The organism is Bacteroidota bacterium (assembly GCA_040388375.1).
GTDB lineage: Bacteria > Bacteroidota > Bacteroidia > UKL13-3 > UKL13-3 > JAAFJM01.
The window spans coordinates 33,075-56,280 of sequence record JAZKBU010000001.1 but is presented as its reverse complement, the minus strand read 5'-3'; the positions used below and the strand labels follow the sequence as shown (position 1 = coordinate 56,280).

The 23,206-nt window shown below is 35.2% G+C and carries 21 protein-coding genes; 8 read left to right on the top strand and 13 right to left on the bottom strand.

Translation table 11 applies throughout. From position 1 onward, the window contains the following. Window positions 1–73 precede the first annotated feature (73 nt). Together V4538_00240 and V4538_00235 are read right to left on the bottom strand one after the other, a co-directional pair. Window positions 74–1,105, bottom strand: a complete 1,032-nt coding sequence (locus V4538_00240) for a T9SS type A sorting domain-containing protein (protein ID MES2379437.1) — start codon at window positions 1,103–1,105, stop codon at window positions 74–76. An 85-nt stretch (window positions 1,106–1,190) separates the two neighbouring features. Further along, the gene (locus V4538_00235; GenBank protein MES2379436.1) at window positions 1,191–1,595 is read right to left on the bottom strand and encodes a LytTR family DNA-binding domain-containing protein; all 405 of its coding nucleotides are present in this window, start codon (window positions 1,593–1,595) and stop codon (window positions 1,191–1,193) included. Between the two features lie 218 nt (window positions 1,596–1,813). Between V4538_00235 and V4538_00230 the strand changes: the two genes are divergently transcribed. The 7 genes from V4538_00230 to V4538_00200 all read left to right on the top strand — a co-directional run bounded on the left by V4538_00230 (window position 1,814) and on the right by V4538_00200 (window position 9,991). Continuing rightward, complete coding sequence (locus V4538_00230; protein ID MES2379435.1) at window positions 1,814–2,260, top strand: hypothetical protein; 447 nt, start codon at window positions 1,814–1,816, stop codon at window positions 2,258–2,260. Window positions 2,261–2,286: 26 nt separating this feature from the next. After that, entirely contained in the window at window positions 2,287–2,595 is a 309-nt protein-coding gene (locus V4538_00225) for a hypothetical protein (protein ID MES2379434.1), read from the top strand. Window positions 2,596–2,598: 3 nt separating this feature from the next. Further along, window positions 2,599–3,237 carry a hypothetical protein gene (locus tag V4538_00220; protein ID MES2379433.1) on the top strand — a complete coding sequence of 213 codons (639 nt, stop codon included), beginning with the start codon at window positions 2,599–2,601 and terminating at the stop codon, window positions 3,235–3,237. Next, complete coding sequence (locus V4538_00215) at window positions 3,209–3,922, top strand: hypothetical protein (GenBank protein ID MES2379432.1); 714 nt, start codon at window positions 3,209–3,211, stop codon at window positions 3,920–3,922. Before V4538_00220 ends, V4538_00215 begins: the two co-directional genes overlap by 29 nt. A 349-nt stretch (window positions 3,923–4,271) precedes the next feature. Further along, the gene (locus V4538_00210; GenBank protein ID MES2379431.1) at window positions 4,272–4,490 is read left to right on the top strand and encodes a hypothetical protein; all 219 of its coding nucleotides are present in this window, start codon (window positions 4,272–4,274) and stop codon (window positions 4,488–4,490) included. A gap of 2,506 nt (window positions 4,491–6,996) precedes the next feature. Continuing rightward, window positions 6,997–8,127: a hypothetical protein gene (locus V4538_00205; protein ID MES2379430.1), complete on the top strand. Its 1,131-nt coding sequence runs from the start codon at window positions 6,997–6,999 to the stop codon at window positions 8,125–8,127. Between the two features lie 199 nt (window positions 8,128–8,326). Continuing rightward, window positions 8,327–9,991: a DUF262 domain-containing HNH endonuclease family protein gene (locus tag V4538_00200; GenBank protein ID MES2379429.1), complete on the top strand. Its 1,665-nt coding sequence runs from the start codon at window positions 8,327–8,329 to the stop codon at window positions 9,989–9,991. 225 nt (window positions 9,992–10,216) lie between these two features. On the opposite strand, the gene V4538_00195 is transcribed toward V4538_00200, so the two are convergent. The 7 genes from V4538_00195 to V4538_00165 all read right to left on the bottom strand — a co-directional run bounded on the left by V4538_00195 (window position 10,217) and on the right by V4538_00165 (window position 18,849). Then, on the bottom strand, window positions 10,217–10,642 hold the full coding sequence (locus tag V4538_00195) for a VOC family protein (protein ID MES2379428.1): 426 nt from the start codon (window positions 10,640–10,642) through the stop codon (window positions 10,217–10,219). Between the two features lie 323 nt (window positions 10,643–10,965). Beyond that, window positions 10,966–11,604: an NAD(P)H-dependent oxidoreductase gene (locus tag V4538_00190; protein MES2379427.1), complete on the bottom strand. Its 639-nt coding sequence runs from the start codon at window positions 11,602–11,604 to the stop codon at window positions 10,966–10,968. 26 nt (window positions 11,605–11,630) lie between these two features. Further along, window positions 11,631–12,767, bottom strand: coding sequence for an aldo/keto reductase (locus tag V4538_00185; GenBank protein MES2379426.1), 1,137 nt, complete (start codon window positions 12,765–12,767; stop codon window positions 11,631–11,633). A gap of 128 nt (window positions 12,768–12,895) precedes the next feature. Continuing rightward, complete coding sequence (locus tag V4538_00180) at window positions 12,896–13,753, bottom strand: helix-turn-helix domain-containing protein (protein MES2379425.1); 858 nt, start codon at window positions 13,751–13,753, stop codon at window positions 12,896–12,898. 57 nt (window positions 13,754–13,810) lie between these two features. Further along, window positions 13,811–14,650 carry an SDR family oxidoreductase gene (locus tag V4538_00175; protein MES2379424.1) on the bottom strand — a complete coding sequence of 280 codons (840 nt, stop codon included), beginning with the start codon at window positions 14,648–14,650 and terminating at the stop codon, window positions 13,811–13,813. Between the two features lie 252 nt (window positions 14,651–14,902). After that, window positions 14,903–18,385 carry a CheR family methyltransferase gene (locus V4538_00170; protein ID MES2379423.1) on the bottom strand — a complete coding sequence of 1,161 codons (3,483 nt, stop codon included), beginning with the start codon at window positions 18,383–18,385 and terminating at the stop codon, window positions 14,903–14,905. 17 nt (window positions 18,386–18,402) lie between these two features. Then, on the bottom strand, window positions 18,403–18,849 hold the full coding sequence (locus V4538_00165; protein MES2379422.1) for a response regulator: 447 nt from the start codon (window positions 18,847–18,849) through the stop codon (window positions 18,403–18,405). Between the two features lie 588 nt (window positions 18,850–19,437). On the opposite strand from V4538_00165, the gene V4538_00160 reads away from it, so the two are divergent. After that, window positions 19,438–20,079, top strand: coding sequence for a hypothetical protein (locus tag V4538_00160; protein ID MES2379421.1), 642 nt, complete (start codon window positions 19,438–19,440; stop codon window positions 20,077–20,079). A 187-nt stretch (window positions 20,080–20,266) separates the two neighbouring features. Here the strand turns inward: V4538_00160 and V4538_00155 are convergent, their stop codons facing one another. The 4 genes from V4538_00155 to V4538_00140 all read right to left on the bottom strand — a co-directional run bounded on the left by V4538_00155 (window position 20,267) and on the right by V4538_00140 (window position 23,133). Further along, entirely contained in the window at window positions 20,267–20,638 is a 372-nt protein-coding gene (locus V4538_00155) for a DUF3703 domain-containing protein (protein ID MES2379420.1), read from the bottom strand. 112 nt (window positions 20,639–20,750) lie between these two features. After that, window positions 20,751–21,428, bottom strand: coding sequence for a hypothetical protein (locus tag V4538_00150; GenBank protein ID MES2379419.1), 678 nt, complete (start codon window positions 21,426–21,428; stop codon window positions 20,751–20,753). Between the two features lie 141 nt (window positions 21,429–21,569). Further along, the gene (locus V4538_00145; GenBank protein ID MES2379418.1) at window positions 21,570–22,343 is read right to left on the bottom strand and encodes a hypothetical protein; all 774 of its coding nucleotides are present in this window, start codon (window positions 22,341–22,343) and stop codon (window positions 21,570–21,572) included. Between the two features lie 268 nt (window positions 22,344–22,611). Next, window positions 22,612–23,133 (bottom strand): hypothetical protein, encoded by a 522-nt coding sequence (locus V4538_00140; GenBank protein ID MES2379417.1) that lies wholly within the window; start codon window positions 23,131–23,133, stop codon window positions 22,612–22,614. Window positions 23,134–23,206: the final 73 nt, after the last annotated feature.

The following is a 23,206-nucleotide window of genomic DNA, read 5'->3' as shown; positions in this document are numbered from 1 at the left end:
GAATATACAATACAAAAAACAAAAACAAGCCTATACAGGCTTGTTTTTACAGTTAAAAGGCAAAATGTAGTAATTACTCTTTTATGATTTTAATGGTACGCAGCGAGGCATTGTTAAAAAATACATGTACAAAATGTACGCCTGCTTTTAATTGGCTTATATCAATACTATTGCCCTCAAAGGTATTTTGCTCCAATACTTTTTTACCCTCTACATCGTAAACAGTAATTTTGTTGATGTTTTTAGTATCTGAAAAAGTAACGGCACTGGTAGCAGGAATAGGTGCAAGTGTTATATTGGTTTGCTCTGGTATAGGTTGAAACTTATCGTTTATGTTTGTTTTTAACATAACCGCAGCACTCACTGGGTCGCAAAACGAATAACAAGGGGCTATAACTCTTCCTGGCGTACCCTTTACATTTTGTTGTACTCCGTTTCTATCTAAACACTGCATTTTGTAAGTAGCAAGTAATACAGGGCTTGAGTTGGTACAATTAACCACGGGGTAATTAGGGGCTTGGTGGTACTGGTTGGTTGTTGCGTTAAAAATCCACTCGGTGGTGCAGCACGATACCCCCGTACACTCTACCGTTTGGTTAACTATACCTAAGTTATAAGGTATAGCTTGGCCCGTTTGAGGCCCCTCTAGCGGAAAGGTGTAACAAGTTATATTGCCATAATTCATTTCAACTACGGCATTGCAAGCAGCCGAATAAGTAAATGTAATATTATTGCCTGCACCATACATGCTTAGAATTTTATCTTGGGCAACTTTGTAATCAGCTTGAAAATTACAAGGATAAAAATTGTTAGGATAAGCAGCAAGGGGGTTATAACCTACCGCTTGGTTAAACAAAATGCCTATGCTGCTGCCACATTGTACCATCGTAAATTCCACATCAATATAACCATTTGGGCAATTTATTGGGTCATTGTATGTATAACTATAAACGGTACTGGTAGGGGTGCAACCGCAGGGGTTAGTTTGGGCTTTACTGGTAGTAATGCAAAACATAAGTAAAAGTAGTGTAGTGGCTTTTAAACTAAAAGCCCATGTTTGGCTAATACGACTTAGCCAAGGGTTTGTTTTGTTTAGGTGTTTCATTTGTGTTTGGTTTTAATTAACACATTCAAAGTAAAACGGAAGTAAACAATTAAACTAAAAAATCCAACCGATGGGTAGCGTTAGATTATGGTTGGGCTTTGGCAGCTAACGGTTCGTTTTTTATGCCTAGTTTTTGTAGTAGCAGTTGTTGTTTTTTGTCCGATACTTGGAGTACTGTTTTATCTACCAACTCCACACACCAGTGTCCTTTGCAGTTAATTATATGAATAAAGTTAAGGTTAACTATGTGTTTGTTATGCACCCTTAAAAAGGAGTGTTCGGGTAATAGTTTTTCGTAATGTCCTAGATTTTTAGCTATCACATAGGTTTTGTCTGTGGTAACAATTTTAGTACAATAAGTATCGGCCTCTAACCTAATAATGCGTGTTAAGGGTTGTAGTACATAATGGTTATCAATAGCTATGGGTAGTTTGGCTATCATATAATTTTCGGGGCTTAAAAAGGTAGGGGCTATACTTAGTTTTTTCATAGTATGATAAAGGGTTAAATTAATATACGGTATTAAGTTTAAGCCCTTTTAAAGTAGTTTTTACAAAGCCGCTTTTGCAAAAAGTGTTTTTAATAAGCACTAAAAGGGGCTTATATAGTTGGGTTGAAATTTGTTTTTGCTGTTTTTGTTTGCTTATATTGCTTGCTAAATAAGTAAAATCAAATTTATACAAACATGTTTGTATATTTAAACTACCTATGAGTAAAAAAAGCAGTTTTTTTGAGCGTATTTTACAAATAGCTGAAACCCACGGCTATAAAAATATAAACGATTTTGCTATAAATGGCCTTGCCTATGCCTCAAGCGAAAAAATAAACCGCCTAAGGGATGCAAACAAAAAACCCTCAGTTGATATTTTATTGGATATTGCAAATAAGTTTGAGAAAATAGATTTAAACTGGTTGATTACAGGTAATGGTACTATACTTAAAAGTCCTGATAACAATGAACTGCTTACTTTACAACAAAAACTAATAGCCGAAATGGAACGCAATAGGCTGTTAGAGGAACAACTTACTTTACTTGACCCTAATTGGGTAAATAACCCATTAAACCAAGTAACCAAATTAGCAGAGCTAAAAACCATAATTGCCGATTTACACCATTTGCATAAGACAATTATAAAAGATAAAAAAAACAATTAATCACTCACTTAAAACCATTTATTATTATGTCATTTAACGGAAACGAGGGCGCACCTATTAGCATTCAAGATGCAGCCCAATTAACTAAAAATTTTAGAGCTACATTTCCTAACCAACCTATAGCCAATTTTGTAGGCGAAGAGTGGATAAAACAATTATTAAGCCAAGAGGGTGCAAAAGGTTTACGTATATATAACGGATTAGACGCAGAAGGAAATATTAAACCTATTATAGTTGCGGCTAATTCGGTAGAAAATGATATGTTGGAATTAGCTATTAATTATACTGTACCTTGTCCAAGTCGTTGTTCATCTGCTAATCCATTAAACTCTTAGTTAGTGTTTTTAATTATAAAATATATTTCTATTTTTTCAATACTACCAGCGGCTGTTTTAGCCGTTGGTAGGTTTAAATATTTTTTATTAAAAGATGTAAAGCTACTAGCCATTATTATTTTATTTTCTGTTTTAGGTGAAATCACTTCTTTTTATGCTAATAAATTTCATTATAGCAATCCATTATTACCAAGCATTCATAGTGTTTTAGAGCTATTATTAATCTGCTTGTATTTTACAGCACAACCTAAGTTTAATAAATACCGATTACCTTATTTAATAATTTGGTTTTGCACAAGTATATATATGCTTTATGCTGCCATTAAAAACCCTGCTTTGTACCCGTCAGAAGCCAAAGTAACACAAAGTATTTTTATAGTGTGTATGTGTATTTTTCATGCTTATAAATGGCTTACGTTTGAAACAGCTAAGCTATATGAAATACTAGTAATACTCGCTTTTTCAACTTATTATATTATAACATTGAGTTCATTTATGTATGCCAATCGTTTACCAACAGAATGGAATAATTTGTTTTGGATGCTGAATGATTTATTTGGAATAGCGGCTAATATTTCACTATTTTTGGCTTTACACAATTATTTAACCCATTATGGATTTAAGCATCAGCAACGCAGTTAGTTTAGTTTTTATAAGTGGCACCGCCATATGTTTATTGCTTTTTGCATTTATGATGATTTTATCATTTAAAACAAACAGCTATAAAATAAAACAAAATAAAAAATATAACGATTTGCTTCTGCTATTTATAACCGAACAAAAGCAACAAGAGCTGGAAAATAAAAAGAAAGCCATAACCCGAAGAACTTATACGGAAAAGCATTTATCGTATATAGTTGACCTAATGAGTATGGTTGACTCGCATAAGTTAGTTAACTTAGAAGAGTATGAAAAGTGGGAAATGGATTTAATATATACTTATGAAACCATTAACCTTGAAATGAAAAGCTTTAGCTTACAATTTTATGCAGAAAACAGAACAGATTTAAGGTTTAATGAAGTGGTAAATAATTATGTAAAACTAATTAATGAAACTAATAAGCATGTTATAGCACCAGCAGTAGTAAACTTAGACCAAATTATTAGCCAACAAACACTACTCGTTATTACCAAAATAATTGATATTATAAGTAACCACCATATTGATTATGCTACTATAAGTCCAAACGAAGTAGTATTAAAAGTATCGGATAAAGAAGTATTAAGCAGATTGCAAGCACTCGCTATATACTATAACTTAGAATTAGAAGAAGTAAACAATAAGGTAAGTATTTATTTAACCCATGCAATGATAGAGGCTGTATAATTACCATCAAACAAATACATCTCAACTATTCTTTTTTGTAACATGGCTAAGCACCTACCATTGCAAACTTTATTTTTTTGCTGTTTTTTGTACTTTGAAAAACGGTTTAACCACCCTAGCCAATATCAGATATGGTCATTTCAATTACTATATATTTTTAATGCACAGCACCGCCAAAGTTGGATGTGGTGGAGTATGATTTAGTGGTTACAATTGGCGGTTATTACTGGTTAACTATCGTTAACTAATCGGTTAATAGCCATGTAACCGCCCTAGCCAATATCGGATATAATGGTTATTCTTATTACTATATGTTTTCTAATTCACAGCACCGCCAAAGTTGGATGTGGTGGGATATTATTTAGCGGTTACAATTGGCGGTTACTACTGGTTAACTATCGGTAACTTATCGGCTAATAGCAATGTAACCGCCCTAACCAACATCGGATATGGTGGTTACTCTTATTACTATATGTTTTTAAGGCCAGCACCGCCAAAGTCGGATGTGTTAGACTATTATTTAACGGTAACAATTGGCGATTATTACTGGTTAACTATCGGTTACTAATTGGTAAATTATCATGTAACCACCCTAGTCAATATCGGATGTAGTGGTAATTTCAGTTGCTATATGTTTTCTAATGCATAGCATCGCCAATGTTGGATGTGGTGGGGTATTATTTAGCGGTTACTACTGGCGGTTACTGGTTAACTATCGGTAACTTATCGGTTAATAATAATGTTACCACCCTATCCAATATCGGATATGGTGGTAATTCCAGTTACTATATATTTTCTAATGCACAATACCGCCAAGGTTGTATGTGCTAGAGCATGATTTAGCGGTCTGAATTTGCTATTTTTTGCACTTTGAAAAACGGTTTAACCGCCCTAGCCAATATCGGATATGGTGGTTATTTCACTTACTATATGTTTTCTAATGCACACCACCGCCAAAGTCGGATGTGTTGGAATATTTTTTGCGGTTACAATTGGCGGTTACTACTGGTTAACCATCGGTAACTAATCGGTTAACAAACATGTAACCACCCTAGCCAATATCGGATAGGGGCGGTTATTCCAATTACTATATGTTTTCAAATGCACAGCACCGCCAAGGTTGGATGTGGTGGGCTATTACTTTGCGGTTACAATTGGCGGTTACTACTGGTTAACCATCAGTAATTAATCGGTTAATAACCGTGTAACCACCCTAGCCAATATCGGTTATAGTGGTTATTTCAGTTACTATATGTTTTCTAATGCCCAGCACCGCCAAAGTCGGATGTGTTAGGGTATAATTTAGCGGTATGAATTTGCCATTTTTTGCCAAATTTTGCCGTTTTCTGCTGTTTTTTGCACTTGAAAATCCGTTTAACTACCCTAGCCAATATCGGCTATAGTGGTTATTCCATTTACTATATATTTCAATGCACAGCACCGCCAAAGTCGGATGTGGTGGGATATAATTTAGCGGTTACAATTGGCGGTTATTTACTGGTTAACTATCGGTAACTAATCGGTTAATAGCCATGTAACCGCCCTAGCCAATATCGGATATGGTGGTTACTCTTATTACTATATGTCTTTAAGACCAGCACTGCCAAGGTTGGATGTGTTGGGCTATTACTTAGCGGTTAAATTGGCGGTTACTAGTGGTTAACTATCGGTAACTAATCGGTTAATAACCGTGTAACCACCCTAGCCAATATCGGCTATAGTGGTTATTTCAATTACTATATGTTTTTAATGCACAGCACCGCCAAAGTCGGATATGTTGGACTATTATTTAGCGGTTACAAGTGGCGGTTACAACTGGTTAACTATCGGTAATTAATCGGTTAATAACCGTGTAACCACCCTAGCCAATATCGGATAGGGGCGGTTATTCCAATTACTATATGTTTTCAAATGCACAGCACCGCCAAAGTCGGATGTGTTGGAGTATTACTTAGCGGTTACAATTGGCGGTTACTACTGGTTAACTATCGGTTACTAATCGGTAATTATAATGTAACCACCCTGCTAATATTGGATATGGTGGTAATTTCAGTTACTATATGTTTTCTAATGCACAGCATCGCCAAAGTCGGATGTGGTGGGGGTATAATTTAGTGGTATGAATTTACCGTTTTTTGCCAAATTTTGCCGTTTTCTGCTGTTTTTTGCACTTGAAAATCCATTTAACCACCCTATCCAATATCGGATGTGGTGGTTATTCTAGTTACTATATGTTTTTAATGCACAGCATCGCCAAGGTTGGATGTGTTGGGGTGTTATTTAGCGGTTACAATTGGCGGTTACTACTGGTTAACTATCGGTTAAATATCATGTAACCGCCCTAGCCAATATTGGATATGGTGGCTATTCCAGTTGCTATATGCTTTTCATTCACAGCACCGCCCAAGTCGGATGTGTTAGAGTATTATTTAGCGGTTACTACTGGTTAACTATCGGTAATTAATCGGTTAATTAGCATTTAACCACCCTAGCCAAAGTCGGATGTGGTGGTAATTTCTATTACTATATGTTTTCTAATGCACAGCATCGCCAAGGTTGGATGTGGTGGGGTATTATTTAGCGGTTACTACTGGTTAACCATCGGTAACTAATCGGTTAATTACCAATTTAACCACCCTAGCCAATAATGGATATGGTGGTAACTCTTATTACTATATATTTTTAATGCACAACACCGCCAAGGTTGAATGTGTTGGAGTATGATTTAGTGGTATGAATTTGCTTTTTTTTGCCATTTTCTGCTGCTTTTTGCACTTAAAAAAACCGTTTAACCACCCTAGCCAATATCGGTTATAGTGGTTATTTCAGTTACTATATGTTTTCTAATGCACAGCACCGCCAAAGTCGGATGTGTTGGATTATAATTGCCATTTTTTGAACAATTTTGCGCTTTTTTGCTGTTCTCTGCACTTTAAAAACCTAATTTATTATTTTAGCACTTAATATAAACACCGTGAATGCGAAACTTTAAAAGCTATATATTTTGCTTTGTTTTTTTTATAGTAGTATCTAAACTATCAATTGGGCAGTCTAATATTAGACATTTTACAGAAATGGCTAAATTAGATAGTATTTTGTTTTTAAATGATTTGGGTTCAGATGCACGAAGTAGTAAAATAAAAACAAGGCTTGAGAACGATACTTTTTATATCAATTATTATGATAGAAACTTGCATTTAGACACGTTTTATTTAACTAAAATAAACGTGAATACTAAAAGTATTACTAAGCAATATATTATTATACCAAACCTAAATGATATTATGCTAGATGATAGGTTAATAATAAATGATTATGATGTTAACCAAGATAATTTAGTAGTATTAATTGAAGATAATTTGTTTCATTATAACTACACTAATAACAAACTAACTAAACATGATTTAGACATTAACATAAAATACGAAAACTTAAAACTATACGGTGAGCGTTTAATATTAACAAAAGCCTACAATTCAACAAATCCATTCCATGAAGTTGTAAAAACCGAAATTGCTTTAATGGATTTACAAACCCATAAAATAATTAAAGCTATACACCCACACATAACCAATATAGAGTTAACTCATATTTCAATAGAACCAATTACTTTATTAGAGAAAAACATTATAGTAGCACAAAACTATAATTATAGTTTTGATATATATGATACAGGGCTTAATTTACTTCAAACCGTAAAGGATTTTAAACCGTTTAAAAACAAGTTTGATTCTACGCTGGTAAGAAAAGAATATAAAAAAGGAATGTCTAGCTTTATGAGGTATGGCTCTGAATATTTTTTTAATTCGGGCTTATTAGAAAAAGCTATTGCAGTTGATGAAAACACATTTATAATTTCTTATAATGATGGGAAAAGTGAGCATGTTGAATGTCGATTACTTGATTTATGGAAACGAGATAGTGTAACAGGGCAATTTATATTTACTGATAGGACTTATTTAAGCAATTTTATTGAGTATTATAATACGAAGCTAGGGGATAATACATTTATATTTAATAAAGAGAATTACTGCGAGTATTTAATAGAGGGTACTTATGCATGGAGTGAAAAAAAGTATGTTAAAATGTCAAGTAATGCAGAAGTTTACCCACTTGGGTATAGCTTAAAACAACTCCATCACAAAAGGAAAGATTTATTAGAGCAAGCACCCCAAAAGATTTGTATATCTATTTTTGACAGATAAGTATTTTGTATTACCCAAACTCATAAGAACGAAAGTTTTGAGTAGTTTTAACATGGTATCTAAATAATAAAGCTAGTAAAACATGTAGTGTGCTTTTTGTGTGCGTGGTGCGTGCATGGTGTGAATTATTTGACGTTCAGGAAAAAAATGAGTTAAATTTATATTTAAGAAAAATTTGTAAAAAAACAAGAACTGCATAATGAATAATCAAACAGAAACGGCACTTGAAAATAAAGTTGCTGAAAATATTCAACAACTTTTCAAAAGTTCAGACTACGTTAGAATACCAGCCTATCAGCGTGCTTACAGTTGGGGTGACAAACAATGCTCTCAATTCCTTGACGACCTTTTAGAACAAAAAGGAAAGAAATATTATTTGGGACAATTCCTTTTTGAAAAGGACGGAAACACTCTTTTTATAATTGATGGACAACAAAGACTTACAACAATAATTTTGTTTCTTTCTGCAATAGCCAAAATCAAAATTATAAAAGGCGAAAATATTGACAGCATCAGAGAAATCTATTTGACAGACGTTTTCAAAACTATTGATGAAGACCAAGTAATTTTCAAAAAAGTTACTCAAAAACATTTGGTATCAGCCATTGACGACACCGAAACAATTTCACAAAAAAGAATAATTAAAGCCTTTAACTTCTTTGAAACAGAATTGAGTAAACTAGCGACAGAGAACTTAAACTTAATTCAGCAGACTTTAGAAAATGCAGTAATCAGCACATTTTATATTACTAACAAAGTTGAGGCGACACAGGTTTTTGAATATCAAAACAATCGTGGTAAAGAACTTTCAAGATTTGAAATTATCAAGGCATATTTAATGCACCAAATTTATATTCAAAGTACAAACAACAATCAAGCAAATAATGACATTGCAGAAATTCAAAGCAATATTTCCATATCATACCGATATATTGAAGCAGTTGAGGGCTACTTCTCAGAAAATGAACTTTTAGACAATTACTGTAATTTGTTTTTCAACATTGACGGTAACATTGAAGCGATAAAGAAAAAATTAAATAAAGAAGAAAATAAAACTAAATGGATAAAGTTGTTTTTTGAAAACTTTGTTGTTTTAACTCATAGTGCTAAAAGTATTGTGAGTAATAAAAATCAATCGGACATTACAAACCTTTTCTTTGTTGGCAACGAAGCGAATTGGAAACTGGTTTTGCTGACACTTTTCTACAAAGGAGAAGTAAAAGGCGACACGTTCAAAAAGATTTTGAAATTATTGGAAGTCCTTTGCTTCAAACTCAAACTAGGTGATTATCGCACAGACTATTTACCCGATTATTCAAAGCAATATTTCAATCCCGATGTTAATTACAACATTAACAATTTGTATCAAGATATTAAAAAGGCCACAAAAACAGGCTTTAAGTGGTATTGGAATGACGGAGATAGGTTTAAAAATGTAATCACAAACTATTTTGACAACGAAAAATGGCATTACAACCGCAATACAATCAAGTTTGTTTTATGGCAATATGAAAATAGTATAAGAACTGACAAGGGTTCGGGTGCATTATTGGATAAAGACCGTTACAATAGTTACACTATTGAACATATCAAACCGCAAAACCCGACAGACGAAAAATATAGCGAAGAGTTTAAAAAGAACTTTTTACAACTTGCTGGTAACTTGGCTTTATTGACACAGACTCAAAATAGTAGGTTTGGTAACAAATCATTTGACAAGAAAAGTGAACTATTTCAAGACACTGCTCTATCAAGTTACACCGAAATTAGAGAAAAAACTCAATGGACTGAAACTGAAATTATAGAAAGACACAAACGTATTTCTGACTTTGCTAGACAGTATTTTGACACTACCAACTTATAACAACCTAAGAAATACAGAAATTAGTAGAGTAGGGGATTCAGTATTTTGTATGAATATTTCAAAGTTGATTATTTATTTTTAAAAGTTCATTATTCAATATGTTTAAATCCTCAAATAGAGTTTCTAAGTTCGACTTTTGTCCTCTGTCCTCTACTTTTAAAATGCCCGTAACTTGTAAAAGTTACGGGCATTTTTGTTTTAAGTTGATTCGTTTATATTTTTCCGTTATTTTTTTTCGGTAAAGTCTACCATCCATTCAACACCATATTTGTCTCTGAACATACCGAAATAGGAACCCCATGGACTTTCATCAAGAGGCATTTCGATTTGCCCGCCTGCCGAAAGTCCGTTAAATAATTTATCTGCTTCTTCTTTACTTTCTGCAGCTATTACAATTTTACTTCTGTTCTCATTTTCATTTGTTCGTCCCATAAATTCCGGAACATCATTTCCCATCAGCATACAATTACCAATAGGCAAAGCAATATGCATAATTTTATTTTCTTCTTCTTTCGAGATGGGATGTTCAGTGCTTGCAAGATCTTTGAAACGAACAACGTTTGTAAACGCTCCGCCAAATGCTGATTTGTAAAAAGTAAATGCTTCTTCTGCATTTCCGTTGAAGTTAATGTGAGGATTAATAGTTGCCATAATTTTTAGTTTTTATTATTATCCAAAAGTACTAATTAAGTATAAAACAATCAGGTGTAAAAACGCCAAAAAAGAGGTTTTCTGCGTCAAGTTCATACATAAACACATAAGCATTGTTAGCGGACGCCTGTGGCGTGTATTTTTATTATCATCATTTATAAGATTTAAGTCTTTTAATAACGTTTCAAGGTTCGACTTTTGTCCCTTGTCCTCTACAAAAAATAAAAGCCGTGTTAGTCGCGGCTTTTATTTTTTGTAGACATTTTATCTTCAGTTGAGTCTCCCTGTTTACAAGGGTCTGTTTAATTAGAGGGATGCTGTATTTAACCAAGGTTAGCTGCTGTTATCGTTATGTTCTCTAAATTGAAAACACTTGCTAAATGCTTTGCATAGTTTTCAAAATCTTCGGGTGTTGGTTTCTTTCTGAAAATGTCAAAGCAGTTATAGTCTTTAATAATTTCATATCCGCAAAATCTGTAGTTGCTTGTAATGTTTAGAAAAAGGTCTGCTGTACTTTTTCCTTGCATTAACTGTTGAACAGGATTGTCAAACGCTTCTGCTGGGGCGTTCCAAGTGGCACAAATCATAAACTTTTTACCGTGTAAAAGTCCACCAGTTCCGTATTGTTTTGTTGAGTTGTCATTGGTTCTGCCGTCACCGGTCAAGAATGATTTACTAAAAAGTCCATTGTTAAAAACCTCATCAACATACTTTTTGTAAATCCAAGGTGCACCAAACCAGTTTACAGGCATTTGTAAAATTACAATATCTGTCTGCAAGTGTTTTTCAACTTCTTCGTCTGGATTGTAGCCATCTTCAATTTTTGTTTCTAAAATTTCAAAATCTTTTGTTTCAAAGAAGTCTTTTGCTTTTTGTATAAATGAATTGTTTAAAGTCCCTTCTGTCCAGTTGGGATAGGTTAAGTGTGTATTTATAAGCAATACTTTTTTCTGAGATTCCATGTATCTTTATTCCTTAAATTATATTTTTATTCGCAAAATGTCATTTGCATTGCGTTCATTCTGCCCCCATATACTTTTAGCTTTGAAAATTCAGTCTCTAATTCTTGCAACTCGACAGTGGTCAATTGAATATCAATTGCTCCTGAATTTTCATTTAAATGAGGAATATTTCTTGTACCTGCAATGGGTACAATAAAAGTTTTTTGTGCCATCAGCCAAGCCAAAGCAACTTGAGAAGCGGTTGCATTTATTTTAGAGGCAAAGCGGTTTAACAAATTTACGATAGGCATGTTTGCCGCTAAATTTTCTGGAGTGAAACGGTCAAAAGTTGAACGTAGGTCTAATTTATCATCAAACTTAGTTTGAGCATTAAGCTTACCCGTTAAATAACCCATACCAATCGGTCCCCACGGAACGAATCCAATTCCCAACTCTTCACAAATTGCCAATACACCATTTTTCTCAACACTTCTTTCCATAAAAGAATATTCGGTTTGAATAGCTGAAACAGGCTGCACAGTATGGGCTCTACGAATAGTTTTTACACTTGCTTCCGACAAACCAAAATGTAACACCTTACCTGCTCCAATCAAATCCTTTACCGCACCAGCAACATCTTCTATTGGCACATTCGGATCAACACGGTGTTGATAATAAAGGTCTATGTGGTCGGTTTTCAGTCGTTTTAACGATTCTTCAACGACCTTTTTGATATGCTCGGGTTTGCTATTTAAAGCAATCTGCGGTCCACCAATATCAAAACCGAACTTTGTTGCAATTGATACTTTGTTTCTAAATGGTGCTAATGCTTCTCCTACCAATTGCTCGTTTGTATACGGACCATACACTTCGGCAGTGTCAAAAAATGTAATGCCTTTTTCATAAGCTTTACGAATAGTTTTTATACCTTCATTTTTATCTGCTGCTGCACCATAATTGGCACTAATGCTCATACAACCTGCCCCTAATGCAGACACTTTTAATTTCCCCAAATTTCTCGTACCCATATCGCCTACTTTTACCTTATTCGGTTTATGGTCGGATAAATTATTAGATGCAGACAAATTAGGGGTAAATAGTAAACCCAGTCCTGCAACCGCAGATTGTTGAATAAAGTTTCGTCTTGAACTTCCACCTTCTTTTTGAGATTGATTATTTTCCATATTGTGAATGTTTTAATGATACTTCAAAATTAGAAGTTCGTAATACAGCGGCAGGAAACATACTACTACGAAAAAAGAAACAAATTACTGATAATGAAAAACGCCTTTCGATGAAGGCGTTTTTGAATTTAGTTTTTGATTGCTTGCAATCTGTATTGCTTAGGTGTGAGATTGACCTGCTTTTTAAAGAATTTGGAGAAGTAGTTAGGATATTCAAAACCTAATTCGTAAGCCACTTCGGTACTATTCATCTCCGCATTCTTTTCCAACAACTCCTTTGCTTTTTTAATCACAAATTCGTGGATGTTTTCAATGGCAGATTTATGTGTAAAGTGTTTAATGATGTCTCCAAAATAGTTGGGTGTTAATCCCAACTTATCTGCAAAATACTGAACATTAGGAAGCTGGGTTACAGGCTGGTTGTAATAATCTTTCAAACTTTGTTGAAAGTCGGTTACAATTCGATTGTATTGCTTGGGATCGGTAGAAAATTGTCTTTTATAAAAAGATTCTACTAATGAAATCAACACATTAACATACGAGAGCAACACCGCAAAATTTTCCCTATCCTTATTGTAATATTTTATCATTAATTCAAAAAGAGTAGTAATCTCTGTAATTTCGGTGTCTGTTAAAAACAGGGGCTCATGCAGTCCGTAGTCAAGATAATTCTTGAATATGAACCTGTTTTCTTCAATGATTTTTTTTGACAGTTGCACATACATTCCCTTGTAAGTAGGTTCTATATCCCATCCTCCAGTCATTTCAGGGCTGCTAAAAAACACAGCATTAACAGGCTTTGAGTTGGGTGTTGTTTTGTCAACAAAATTGATTTTAAATGAAACTCTGTAAAAGTCAATTGTTATAGGGTCCGATTTTGAAAGCATGTTCGGTGGGTCGTAGTAACCAACGTCAATATCGTTATATAAAGGTGTTGGTAGACCTATATATTCATTGAATGTTTTGAAGTCTTTGAACAATATCATTGATAAAAATAAACATTTTTTTATTTAAAATAGCATAAAGCACTTTATGAGACTGTGCTATTCGTATGATAAAGATGAAGATAACTCACGATAAGCATTTGCCTGTTCTTGTAATTCATTCGCCTTTCTTTCTGCTTCGGCAATACTATCTGCTCCTGCCATCCAGCGTTTTGGGGGAGTATCTTCACCCGCAATTTTAAGTAATGCTGCTGCTAACTTTGCAGGGTCACCACCTTGTTGTCCGCTCATGCTATTCCACCATGGTTTTAGTACAGCAATACGTTCAGTATAATCTTCAACCTGAAGTTCTGACCAGATTGTTGAAGATGGTTCCAATAAGTTTGTTCTGAAAAACCCCGGTTCTACTATGGTGGTATGTATACCAAATGGCGCAACTTCCATTTGTAAAGATTCCATAAATCCTTCTAATCCAAATTTGGATGCAGCATATGCTGAACATAGCTCATAACCAACCAATGCAGCAGTGGATGAAATAGATATGACATGCCCCGATTTGTTCTTTCTCATAACAGGTAAAACAGCTCTTGTTACATTCATAGGCCCAAATAAGTTGGTGGCAATTTGGCGTTCTACCTGACTTTGACTTAACTCCTCAAAAAAACCTGCGTAGAAATTACCTGCATTATTAACAAGCACATCAATTGTTCCGAATTTTTCAATGGCTGAATTTACTCCTGCCTCAATTTCTTTTGGATCTGTTACATCCATTTTTACCACCAGTAGATTATCAGTAGGAGAATCAATTGCTTTAAAAACTTTACTTGAGTCTCTGCCTGTAGCAACAACTTTATTACCTGCGGCAAGTGCCGCTTTTGCAATTTGTAATCCAATACCACTGCCTGCACCGGTTATTAACCAAACTTTACTTTCCTTCATTGTGTTGTAGTTTTAATTATAGCACAAATGTAAAAGTTGGTAGGCCGTCAGAATAGCAAATATTACCACAAAAAAAGAAACAAATTACTGATTGAAAAAACTGTCAATTATTTTTTGTGTTAGTATACCGTCATTTGAAGGGAAGCAAAACTAAAATATGGAGTTAGACAAACTATGGTTCGATAATTGGATGCCGAAATTAGGTGCCATTCTATTCATATTTGCATGTACTGAAATACTTAAGAAGTTTGTTTATGCTTTTTGCAAAACAGGAATATATATATCAAATGAAGTTCCTTTATTCAGTTTGCTCCTTACGCTAATAGTCCCGTTGTGGTTGTTCACTATTTTTTTTACAATAGCAAGTCCAATACCAGTACCAGTGTATTTGTCCTTATTGTGCAAGCGTTGAAACACTTCAAATATTTTTTCGCTGAACTCCTTTTCAAATCCAATTCCATTATCAGTAATAGTAATATGGCAGTGTTCTTTTAACGTGGGGTGTATACTGCTGTTAAGTTTGCTGTATTTAATGTTTTTGCTCTTTATTGTTATGTGTGGTGGCACATTGGGTTTTGAAAATTTGAGTGCATTACCAATAAGATTGTGCATGAGCTGACGAAACTGAAAAGGAATGGTTTCTACTGTGCATAGTGCTGTTACTTCAATAACGGCATTTTTCTGTTCAATAATTTCTTTAAACTCAGCTTTTACATCTTCAACAATTATGTTAAGGTCAGTACTTTCAAATTTCCGTTCGGCTACGCTAATGCGTGAAAAGGCCAATAAATCGCTGATGAGTTGCCGCATTCGTTCAGCTGCATTCTGTATAAGGTGTAAATGATTTTTGCCTTTAGTAGATAATTGTTGATTTTCATTTTCGAGCAGGAGGTTTGCGAAAGTTTGTATTTTTCGCAGTGGCTCTTGCAGATCGTGACTGGAAACATAGGTAAATGATTCCAGCTCTTTATTCATGTTTTGAAGTGCGGTGTTGTTATCTGCGAGTAATTCGTTTGATTCTTTTAATTCCTGTGTTCTTTCACCAACGGCTTTTTCTAATCGTAGTTTTTCTTTTTTACGCTCGCTGGCTTCCTTATTGATTATTTTTTTCTCTCTCAGTTCTTTTTCTATTAGTAACTGTCTTACTTCCGTAATGTCAGCTATGATAAGAAGGATTAAATGTTCGCGGTGTGTTTTCTGAATAATGCGGCTTGCATTGAGCGACATTATTTTTTCACCCATGTGCTGGAAAGTGTGTTTTACCTCGTAATTAAGGAATTGAGAATTTTTAGGAATAATGTCTTCCAACAATTTTCTAAGTGCAGGAATATTCCATTGTTTGTTTCCTAAGTGGTATAAAAGCACCCCTTCTGTCTGCTCTTGTGTAACACCAAATTTTTTATAAAATGCTTTGTTGGCCGATTTTACACGAAGGTCTTTTCCAAGCACAAGCATTGGTTCATGCATGGTAGACACGATTGCTTCCGAATATTCATACGATTCAATAAGCAAGTCGTTCCGTGTTTGTAATTCCTGGTTAGTGGTGGTCAATTCTTCATTTGCCGATTCTATTTCTTCCTTGGATGTTTCCAATTCTTCATTTACCGTTTGTAATTCTTCGTTGCTTGAAACAACTTCCTCATTGGCACTTTGCAGTTCTTGGGTAAATGCCTCCTGCTCCTGCGAGAGTAAAAACGCATCAGCCTGCGCAGATGCTAACTCCTCTTCTAATTTTTTTATTCTACGGTCTTTAGCAAGTGAATTACTTTTTACACCTTTAACCGATTGCGAAAAAACTTCTATTTGTTCGTGCTCCGTAAAAAGAATTAATAACAATGGTTCATCCCACTCTATGTTAAGCGGAGCCACTTCTACACTAATAATTCTGATTGCAGAATTTATTCTGAGTTCAATGCCGCTTTTGCGGAACCGATGTTTGGTTTTTAGCACTTTTGAAATAGCATTGCGTAATTCAAAAGCAATTTCAGGTCGAGCCATTTTTAAAATATTAAAAGTGGCTTTACCTTTAGGGTGAGTAAGGAATAAATCGGTTGTGCCCCTAAACTGCACTATATCCATTTGGTGGTTAACAACAACGCTTGCAGGCATAAATTCAGAAACAAGAACGCCATCAATTGCACTGTCAAGCCCGTTACGATGAACAGGAGTAATTTTGGGTGTTTTATTTCGGTTAACTACCGCAACAATTTTCTCCGATGAAATTTGCTGGGCAAAGCGTGGTGAAACGGCAGGTAACGTAGGTGTACCTGAATTTATTTTGCGAGCAAATATTTTATATTTTTTATTGACGCCCGTAAAATGATTTGCAGACTGACTGATGTTTTCTGATTTGCCAAGCATCAAAAAACCATCTTTATTTAAAGCGTAGTGAAATGTATTGACTACTTTTTTTTGAGCAGCAGTATCAAAATAAATAAACAGATTACAGCAACTGATAAAATCAAGACGCGAAAAAGGAGGATCTCGTAATATATTATGTGGAGCAAATACACACATATCGCGCACCGCTTTATTTACACGAAAATTGCCATCCAATTTGGTGAAAAAACGCTGAATTCGTTTCGGTGAAACAGTTTCCAATTCTTGCTTGGTGTATATACCCACACGAGCCTTACCAATTGCATGTTCGCTGAGGTCTGTGGCAAAAATCTGAACAGGTATATTTGTTGTTGTGCTACCTTGAATTTCGAGCAACATCATAGCAATAGAATAGGCTTCTTCTCCTGTGGCACAAGCAGCAACCCATATACGCAAAGATTCTCCCGCTTTTTTTCTTTTAAGCAACTTAGGGAAAAGACTTTCTTTTAAATATTTGTGTGTATCCGTATCGCGGAAAAAACTGGTTACATTAATCAATAAATCCTGGTAAAGAATATCAATCTCTTCATTTTTTTGAGTGAGCAGCTTTGCATAGGCTTTCAATGTTTTTATTTTATACAACAATATTCTGCGTATAATACGCCTCTTGATGGTATTCATTTTATACAGACCGAAATCAACACCGGTGGCTTGAAGTAATTGGCCGAGAATATTTTTCAAATCAGGGTCGCTGTTGTCAATTAACTCTTCATTGCCAACTTTAACGGCATTGTTTTTAAGGAACGGGTGTTTACTGAGTCGTGCTAGTTCAAGTGCTATGTCTTTTGGCGATAAGATAAAGTCAACCACGCCCGATGAAATGGCAGAGTGAGGCATGCTGGTGAATTTTGCAGTATCATCTTGCGCAAATGTTAAGCCGCCTTGTTGCTTTATGGCTTTTATACCAACAGTTCCATCGCTTGCGCTGCCCGAAAGAACAATGCCTATAACCCTTTCTTTTTGAGCCTCGGCAAGTGAAGTAAAAAGTATATCAATGGAGATAGCTACACTGGTTTCCGAGCGTGGAATTAGTTTTATGTGTCCGTCAGTTACTTCAATTCCTTTGTTATATGGAATGACAAAAACATTATTGGGCTCTATCTTATCCATGTCGTCAATTTCCTGCACCTTCATTTTTGTTTTCTTCGACAAAATTTCGGTTAACAAACTTTTATGATCTGGACTGAGGTGCTGTACATAAATAAATGCCATACCTGTATCAGCCGGAAGATTTTTTAACAATTCCATCATAGCTTCCAATCCACCTGCCGATGCACCAATGGCAACTACTGGAAAAGATTTCTCTTTGATTTCTTTTCTAACGGGTGTTTTTTTTGTTATTGAAGGGGCTTTCATATCAAAGCGAATGGCGTTTAACTGATGAGGAATAAATTTTTCTTGGAGGGCTGCAAACTGTTATTTTCAGTAACCAGTGTAAGCACCTGTTGAATTACTTTTTTTAGCTCAGAAAAATGAGCGGGTTTACAGATGTAATGAGTTGCTCCTTCTTTATAAAGCAAGTCAGCAATATGCTCATCATATGATGTAGAGAAAATAATTACAGGAAGCAGCTTTAACAGGTCATTATCTTTTATTTCTTTTAAACAAGTGAAACCATTTTTGCGTGGCATGTTGAGGTCGAGAAAAAGAATATGAAAAAGTTTGTCCGTATTTTTGGTGAGTATTTGCATGAGTTGTTCCCCGTCATGCACTGTTGTGAGTACAGTTTGGATAGGAAGCTCCTCTAATGCTTCTTTAAAAAGCAGACAATCATCCCTATCATCATCAGCAAGAAGTATGCTTATATCTTGCGCAATCATTTGCAGAGATTAAGCGTGCTATAGCCACTGATAAAGCAATTATGTTTGATGGAAGCAAATGCCCGTTGCAAAATAAAATAGGAAGCAAAGAAAGACCGGAAGATTGTCATTTTAGATTTGCAAAATGTTGAATAGCATTTTGCATTTAAAAGCACTATTGAATTAAGCAATGAATTGCTTACCCCACACAGAGATAATACAATTATTATGATATGCAATAATTTATAATCTGAGCGCTTCCAGCTATCCCCTTGGAGCAACTTTTTAGTCTCAGATTGTCAGTAATACCGTTGCTGTATACTAAAACAGGTTACAGAAAAAGGGGTTTTTAATACCCGTAGTATAAATACCCTTTTTTCATAGTATAAATACTCTTTTTTTAACAGCATACTTTATGGTACAACACCGCTTTTTGTTTTTATCTGTTTTGTTTTCAGTAGTTTCAATTCATTTTTTATGGGTTGTTGTGGTCAAGCTAATTCCAACACCCAAAAGCAGGCTCTTGTTTCCATACGTTTTTATAAATACGTTTGAGTTGACACTAGCCAACTAAACAATTACGTAAACAAAATTTAAACCAAAGATACAATGGGACCAACAAAAATTATGATTATCCGCCATGCCGAAAAGCCCGGACCTTATGGTGGAGTACAGTACAACGGCATTAACGCGGTAGGTACTACAGATGAAACCTCGCTTGTTACCATGGGCTGGGAGCGGGCAGGGGGCATTGCCAACTTGTTTTACCCTACTAACAATGTATTTCAACATGCAAAGCTTGCCAAACCTGATTTTATTTATGCGGCTGACCCTGCGGTGAAGAAAGATGGAGATGAACCCAGCCAGCGCCCTTACCAAACCATATCCGCTTTAGCGGCTAAAATGAACTTACCTTCCGGTCAGGTGAATATATCTTTTAAGAAAAAGGATTTTAAGAAAATGGTAACTCACGTGCTTACTCTTTCAGGAACGGTGCTTATTTCATGGCAACACCAGGATATTTTACCTAAGACTCCCGGAACTGACTGTATAGTGCACCAGCTAATGAAGCAAACAGGTACACAACAGTCAACACTGCAGCAGCCCGTTCCTGCCGGTCCGTGGCCGGCACCGCGTTATGATATGGTACTGGTATTTGACAGGCCCACCGGAACAGGTCCGTTTACCAGCTTTACTCCCATACCGCAATTATTGCTGGCCGGTGACCTTAGCACCTTATTCCCGGCTTAAATAGCTATATAATATTTACGTGTGGTTGGTGTCCTTACCAACCACAACTATTACCCGTAGAGACGTTGCAGTGCAACGTCTTTTTATTCACTGCCATTGCAGGCGTCCTCGCCTGCAATATTTACCTGCTCCGCTTTAATAAGGTTCACGCCACAGGCATGCACCAACAGCGAATTAAAATTGATTACTATTTACTTTTTGCTTGTTGAATGATTTGCTGTAAATCGTCTGGTATTTGCATTGGTTTCAGTGGTGGAACATTTGCACCACCAGTATTACCTACCGGAATTTCACCAACAAAAGATTTTACTCCACCGAAAATTAGTCGGGGTATTTGTCCAAGAACTTCGGCAAAGTTTTTTGTCCGAACACCAAAGTCCAACATTTTGAGATGAACGTAAGTGTGTGCCAAAGGATACGGCTGTCCTAAGATATGTGCCCTTTCAAGGTGTCGCCATGAAACCTGAAAATGCCGTGACTTGAAAGCATCTTTCGCCTCGGTCAGTTCCCTCTCAAAGTGGGGAGCAAGTTTGTCGGGCATTGTGGTATGAATTTTCATTGTCTTTGGTTGTTACTATCGTCAATTTTAAGCTAAAAGTTTGAAGTTCGCAATGTCGCACAAAGGTTGCTCAGCTAGCGCACGCCTGTGGCGTATAACAGCAGCACATCTATTAAGGTTCAAAAAAATCAATAAATTTTCTCTTTCTAATGTCCCAAATCCAGGTGCCTCCATCTTCAAGAGATAGTTTGTAAATTGTTCTACCCTTAAAGTTACGCAAATATTTGTCCCAATATGCAGTATCATTCTCGTTAGGAATATTGGTGTAATTTTCTCTGTAGGATTCCGATGAAATGTCAATAGGATCATTTATAAATCGATCTGCGTATGAACAAGCAATAGAAAATGTAGAATAGGGTTTGAGTTTGTAGAACAAGGGGTCGTCATCCCAGCTATAAGATACGGCATCATCTATTATTAATGAATCACACCAAATAACCGGATCATTTTGGTAAATTAAATGAGTCACCAAGAATCCATCTTTTTGTTTTTTTATCAATGAGTAAAATGTATTCCCAATTCCTTCACCTGTGATTTCAAGTTTCTTCTGTATTTTATGTTGAGGATTCTTCTCATACTCATTAATGAATTTTTGTAGTTTTCCTAAATCATAAATTAAGTTAATATTACTCTTGCTAACCTTATATTCTTCTTTGGTCCCATTTATTAAAAAATAGAACAAACTGTCGTTATCAACGTTCTTCAAATCAGAGTATCGTTTACTATTGTCTTGATTATTTGAACAACTCAAGATAAAAATTAGTAATACAAGACTTAGTGTTTGTTTCATGTGTTTTTACATTGCGGTTAACGTTTCGGGGGTTTGCGATGGCGGGGTTTTTTAGCACTAAAGTTCATTCGGAGAACTGAACTTCCACCTTGCACAAATGTGTCTGCGAAGCACGGAACCCCCGCTATCGCAAACACCTTGTTAGCGGTAGTAGTTCTTAATCCGTGCGTCAAGTTGTCTCTTTGCATGTATAAATTCTTTTTCTGTTGTCCCACCGTTACCAACTCGTTCTCCGATTTGCCAAAAGTTATCTATGTCGTAGTCTTTAGTGTCAAGCAAGTATACTGAAAAGTCTTGGTCACGAAAGTCAACGGAAAAACCAATTGTGATTTTGTCGTTACTATACACCAAATGTCCGCCAAGGTCTTGTTCAAAGGGTCTTAACTTGTCGTAATCGTAAACGATTTTAAAGTCAAGGTCAGTCTCTAAAAATGAAAATGTCTTTTTAATTAAAGCAAAAGTTGAATTGTCGGAATGTCCCGATTTATAACCTTTGGTTTCAAGAAATATTTTGTCCAGTCTGTTTCTGTCAAACCAGTCAGTTCCCTTTAGAATGTTTGGGATTGATTTTAAAATCTCAAGTCCGACTTTAACATTAGTAAGCTCGTAATCAGGCGGTAAATACGGGTGATGTCTGTCGTGATTGTCAATGCCATTATAGATGTCAATCTCATAAAAAGCATAACAGTTGTCGTTGTCCGAGTATGAAGGTTCAATGCTATCATGAAGTCGCTTTAGGTAAAAGTAAAGTGGTGTGCTGTTGCGATGCAACGTAATTTCTATTTGTCGCTGTGCTTTAAGGTTAGTGTATTTGTTGATGTAATACTTCGGTCCGCCAGGATACTTGTCTGTTTCTTTGTCAAGCGTATAAGTGTAACCAAAGTCGGTCTCTAAAAACTTGTAGAGCTTTCTCATTTTGTCAATGAGTTTAGTCCTGTCGTTTTCTAAAACGTGTCGCTCAGTCCCAAATAGATTTTGTATGTAGTCTGTCAGTTTCAATTGTCAAAATGTTGGAGTTTGCACGGTCGTCATACTATTACCGCTAACTTATATATATGTATTATTTTATCAGACCAATCTACCCAATATGGGGTGGATTAGCCTGATTTTTCATTCCTACACACAAAAGTATTTTATTATTCTACACTACAAAAAATGGGCTTTGTTTTATATGCTCAGTTTTCTATTTAGTATTAATGTGTGTCAAGTTTAATTGTTTGTCAATATTGCTTACCAATTCTTTTTCGAAAATTTCTGTTAAATGTTTTAATGTTTTGCTATCAATACCTCCGTTGCCTTCACTGCCTCCTTTTCTAAGTTCGTCATAAGCGTAGCAAATAAAAATTTCAGATGTTGTTGCTGTTTTCCAATCTTCCTCGCCACCATAATACCGAAATGTATATTCGTTTTGTCCTTTGTCGGTTTTGATTTTTATAGTCAAATAACTTTTACCATCATTATAATAGTTATCAATAATAGTATCGTTTTTCCCGTCAGTTTGGTCTATGATGTAATTTACATTATTCGTGTTTCTATAAATGTTCGGATTGTTTTTTATAACAAACATAACCGCACTATCCAATTTATCTTTTGTTGTCGAGTATTGATATCCTTTTAAAGAACCATGAGTACCAGCACCAACAAAACATCCTGTCAAAAATGGTATTAAAATTGTTAAGCAAATTAATATTTTATTCTTTCTCATTGCTGTTGTCTTAAAATTGGGAATAACTTATATGTTTGATTTCATCAGACCAATCTACTCACTATCGGGTGGG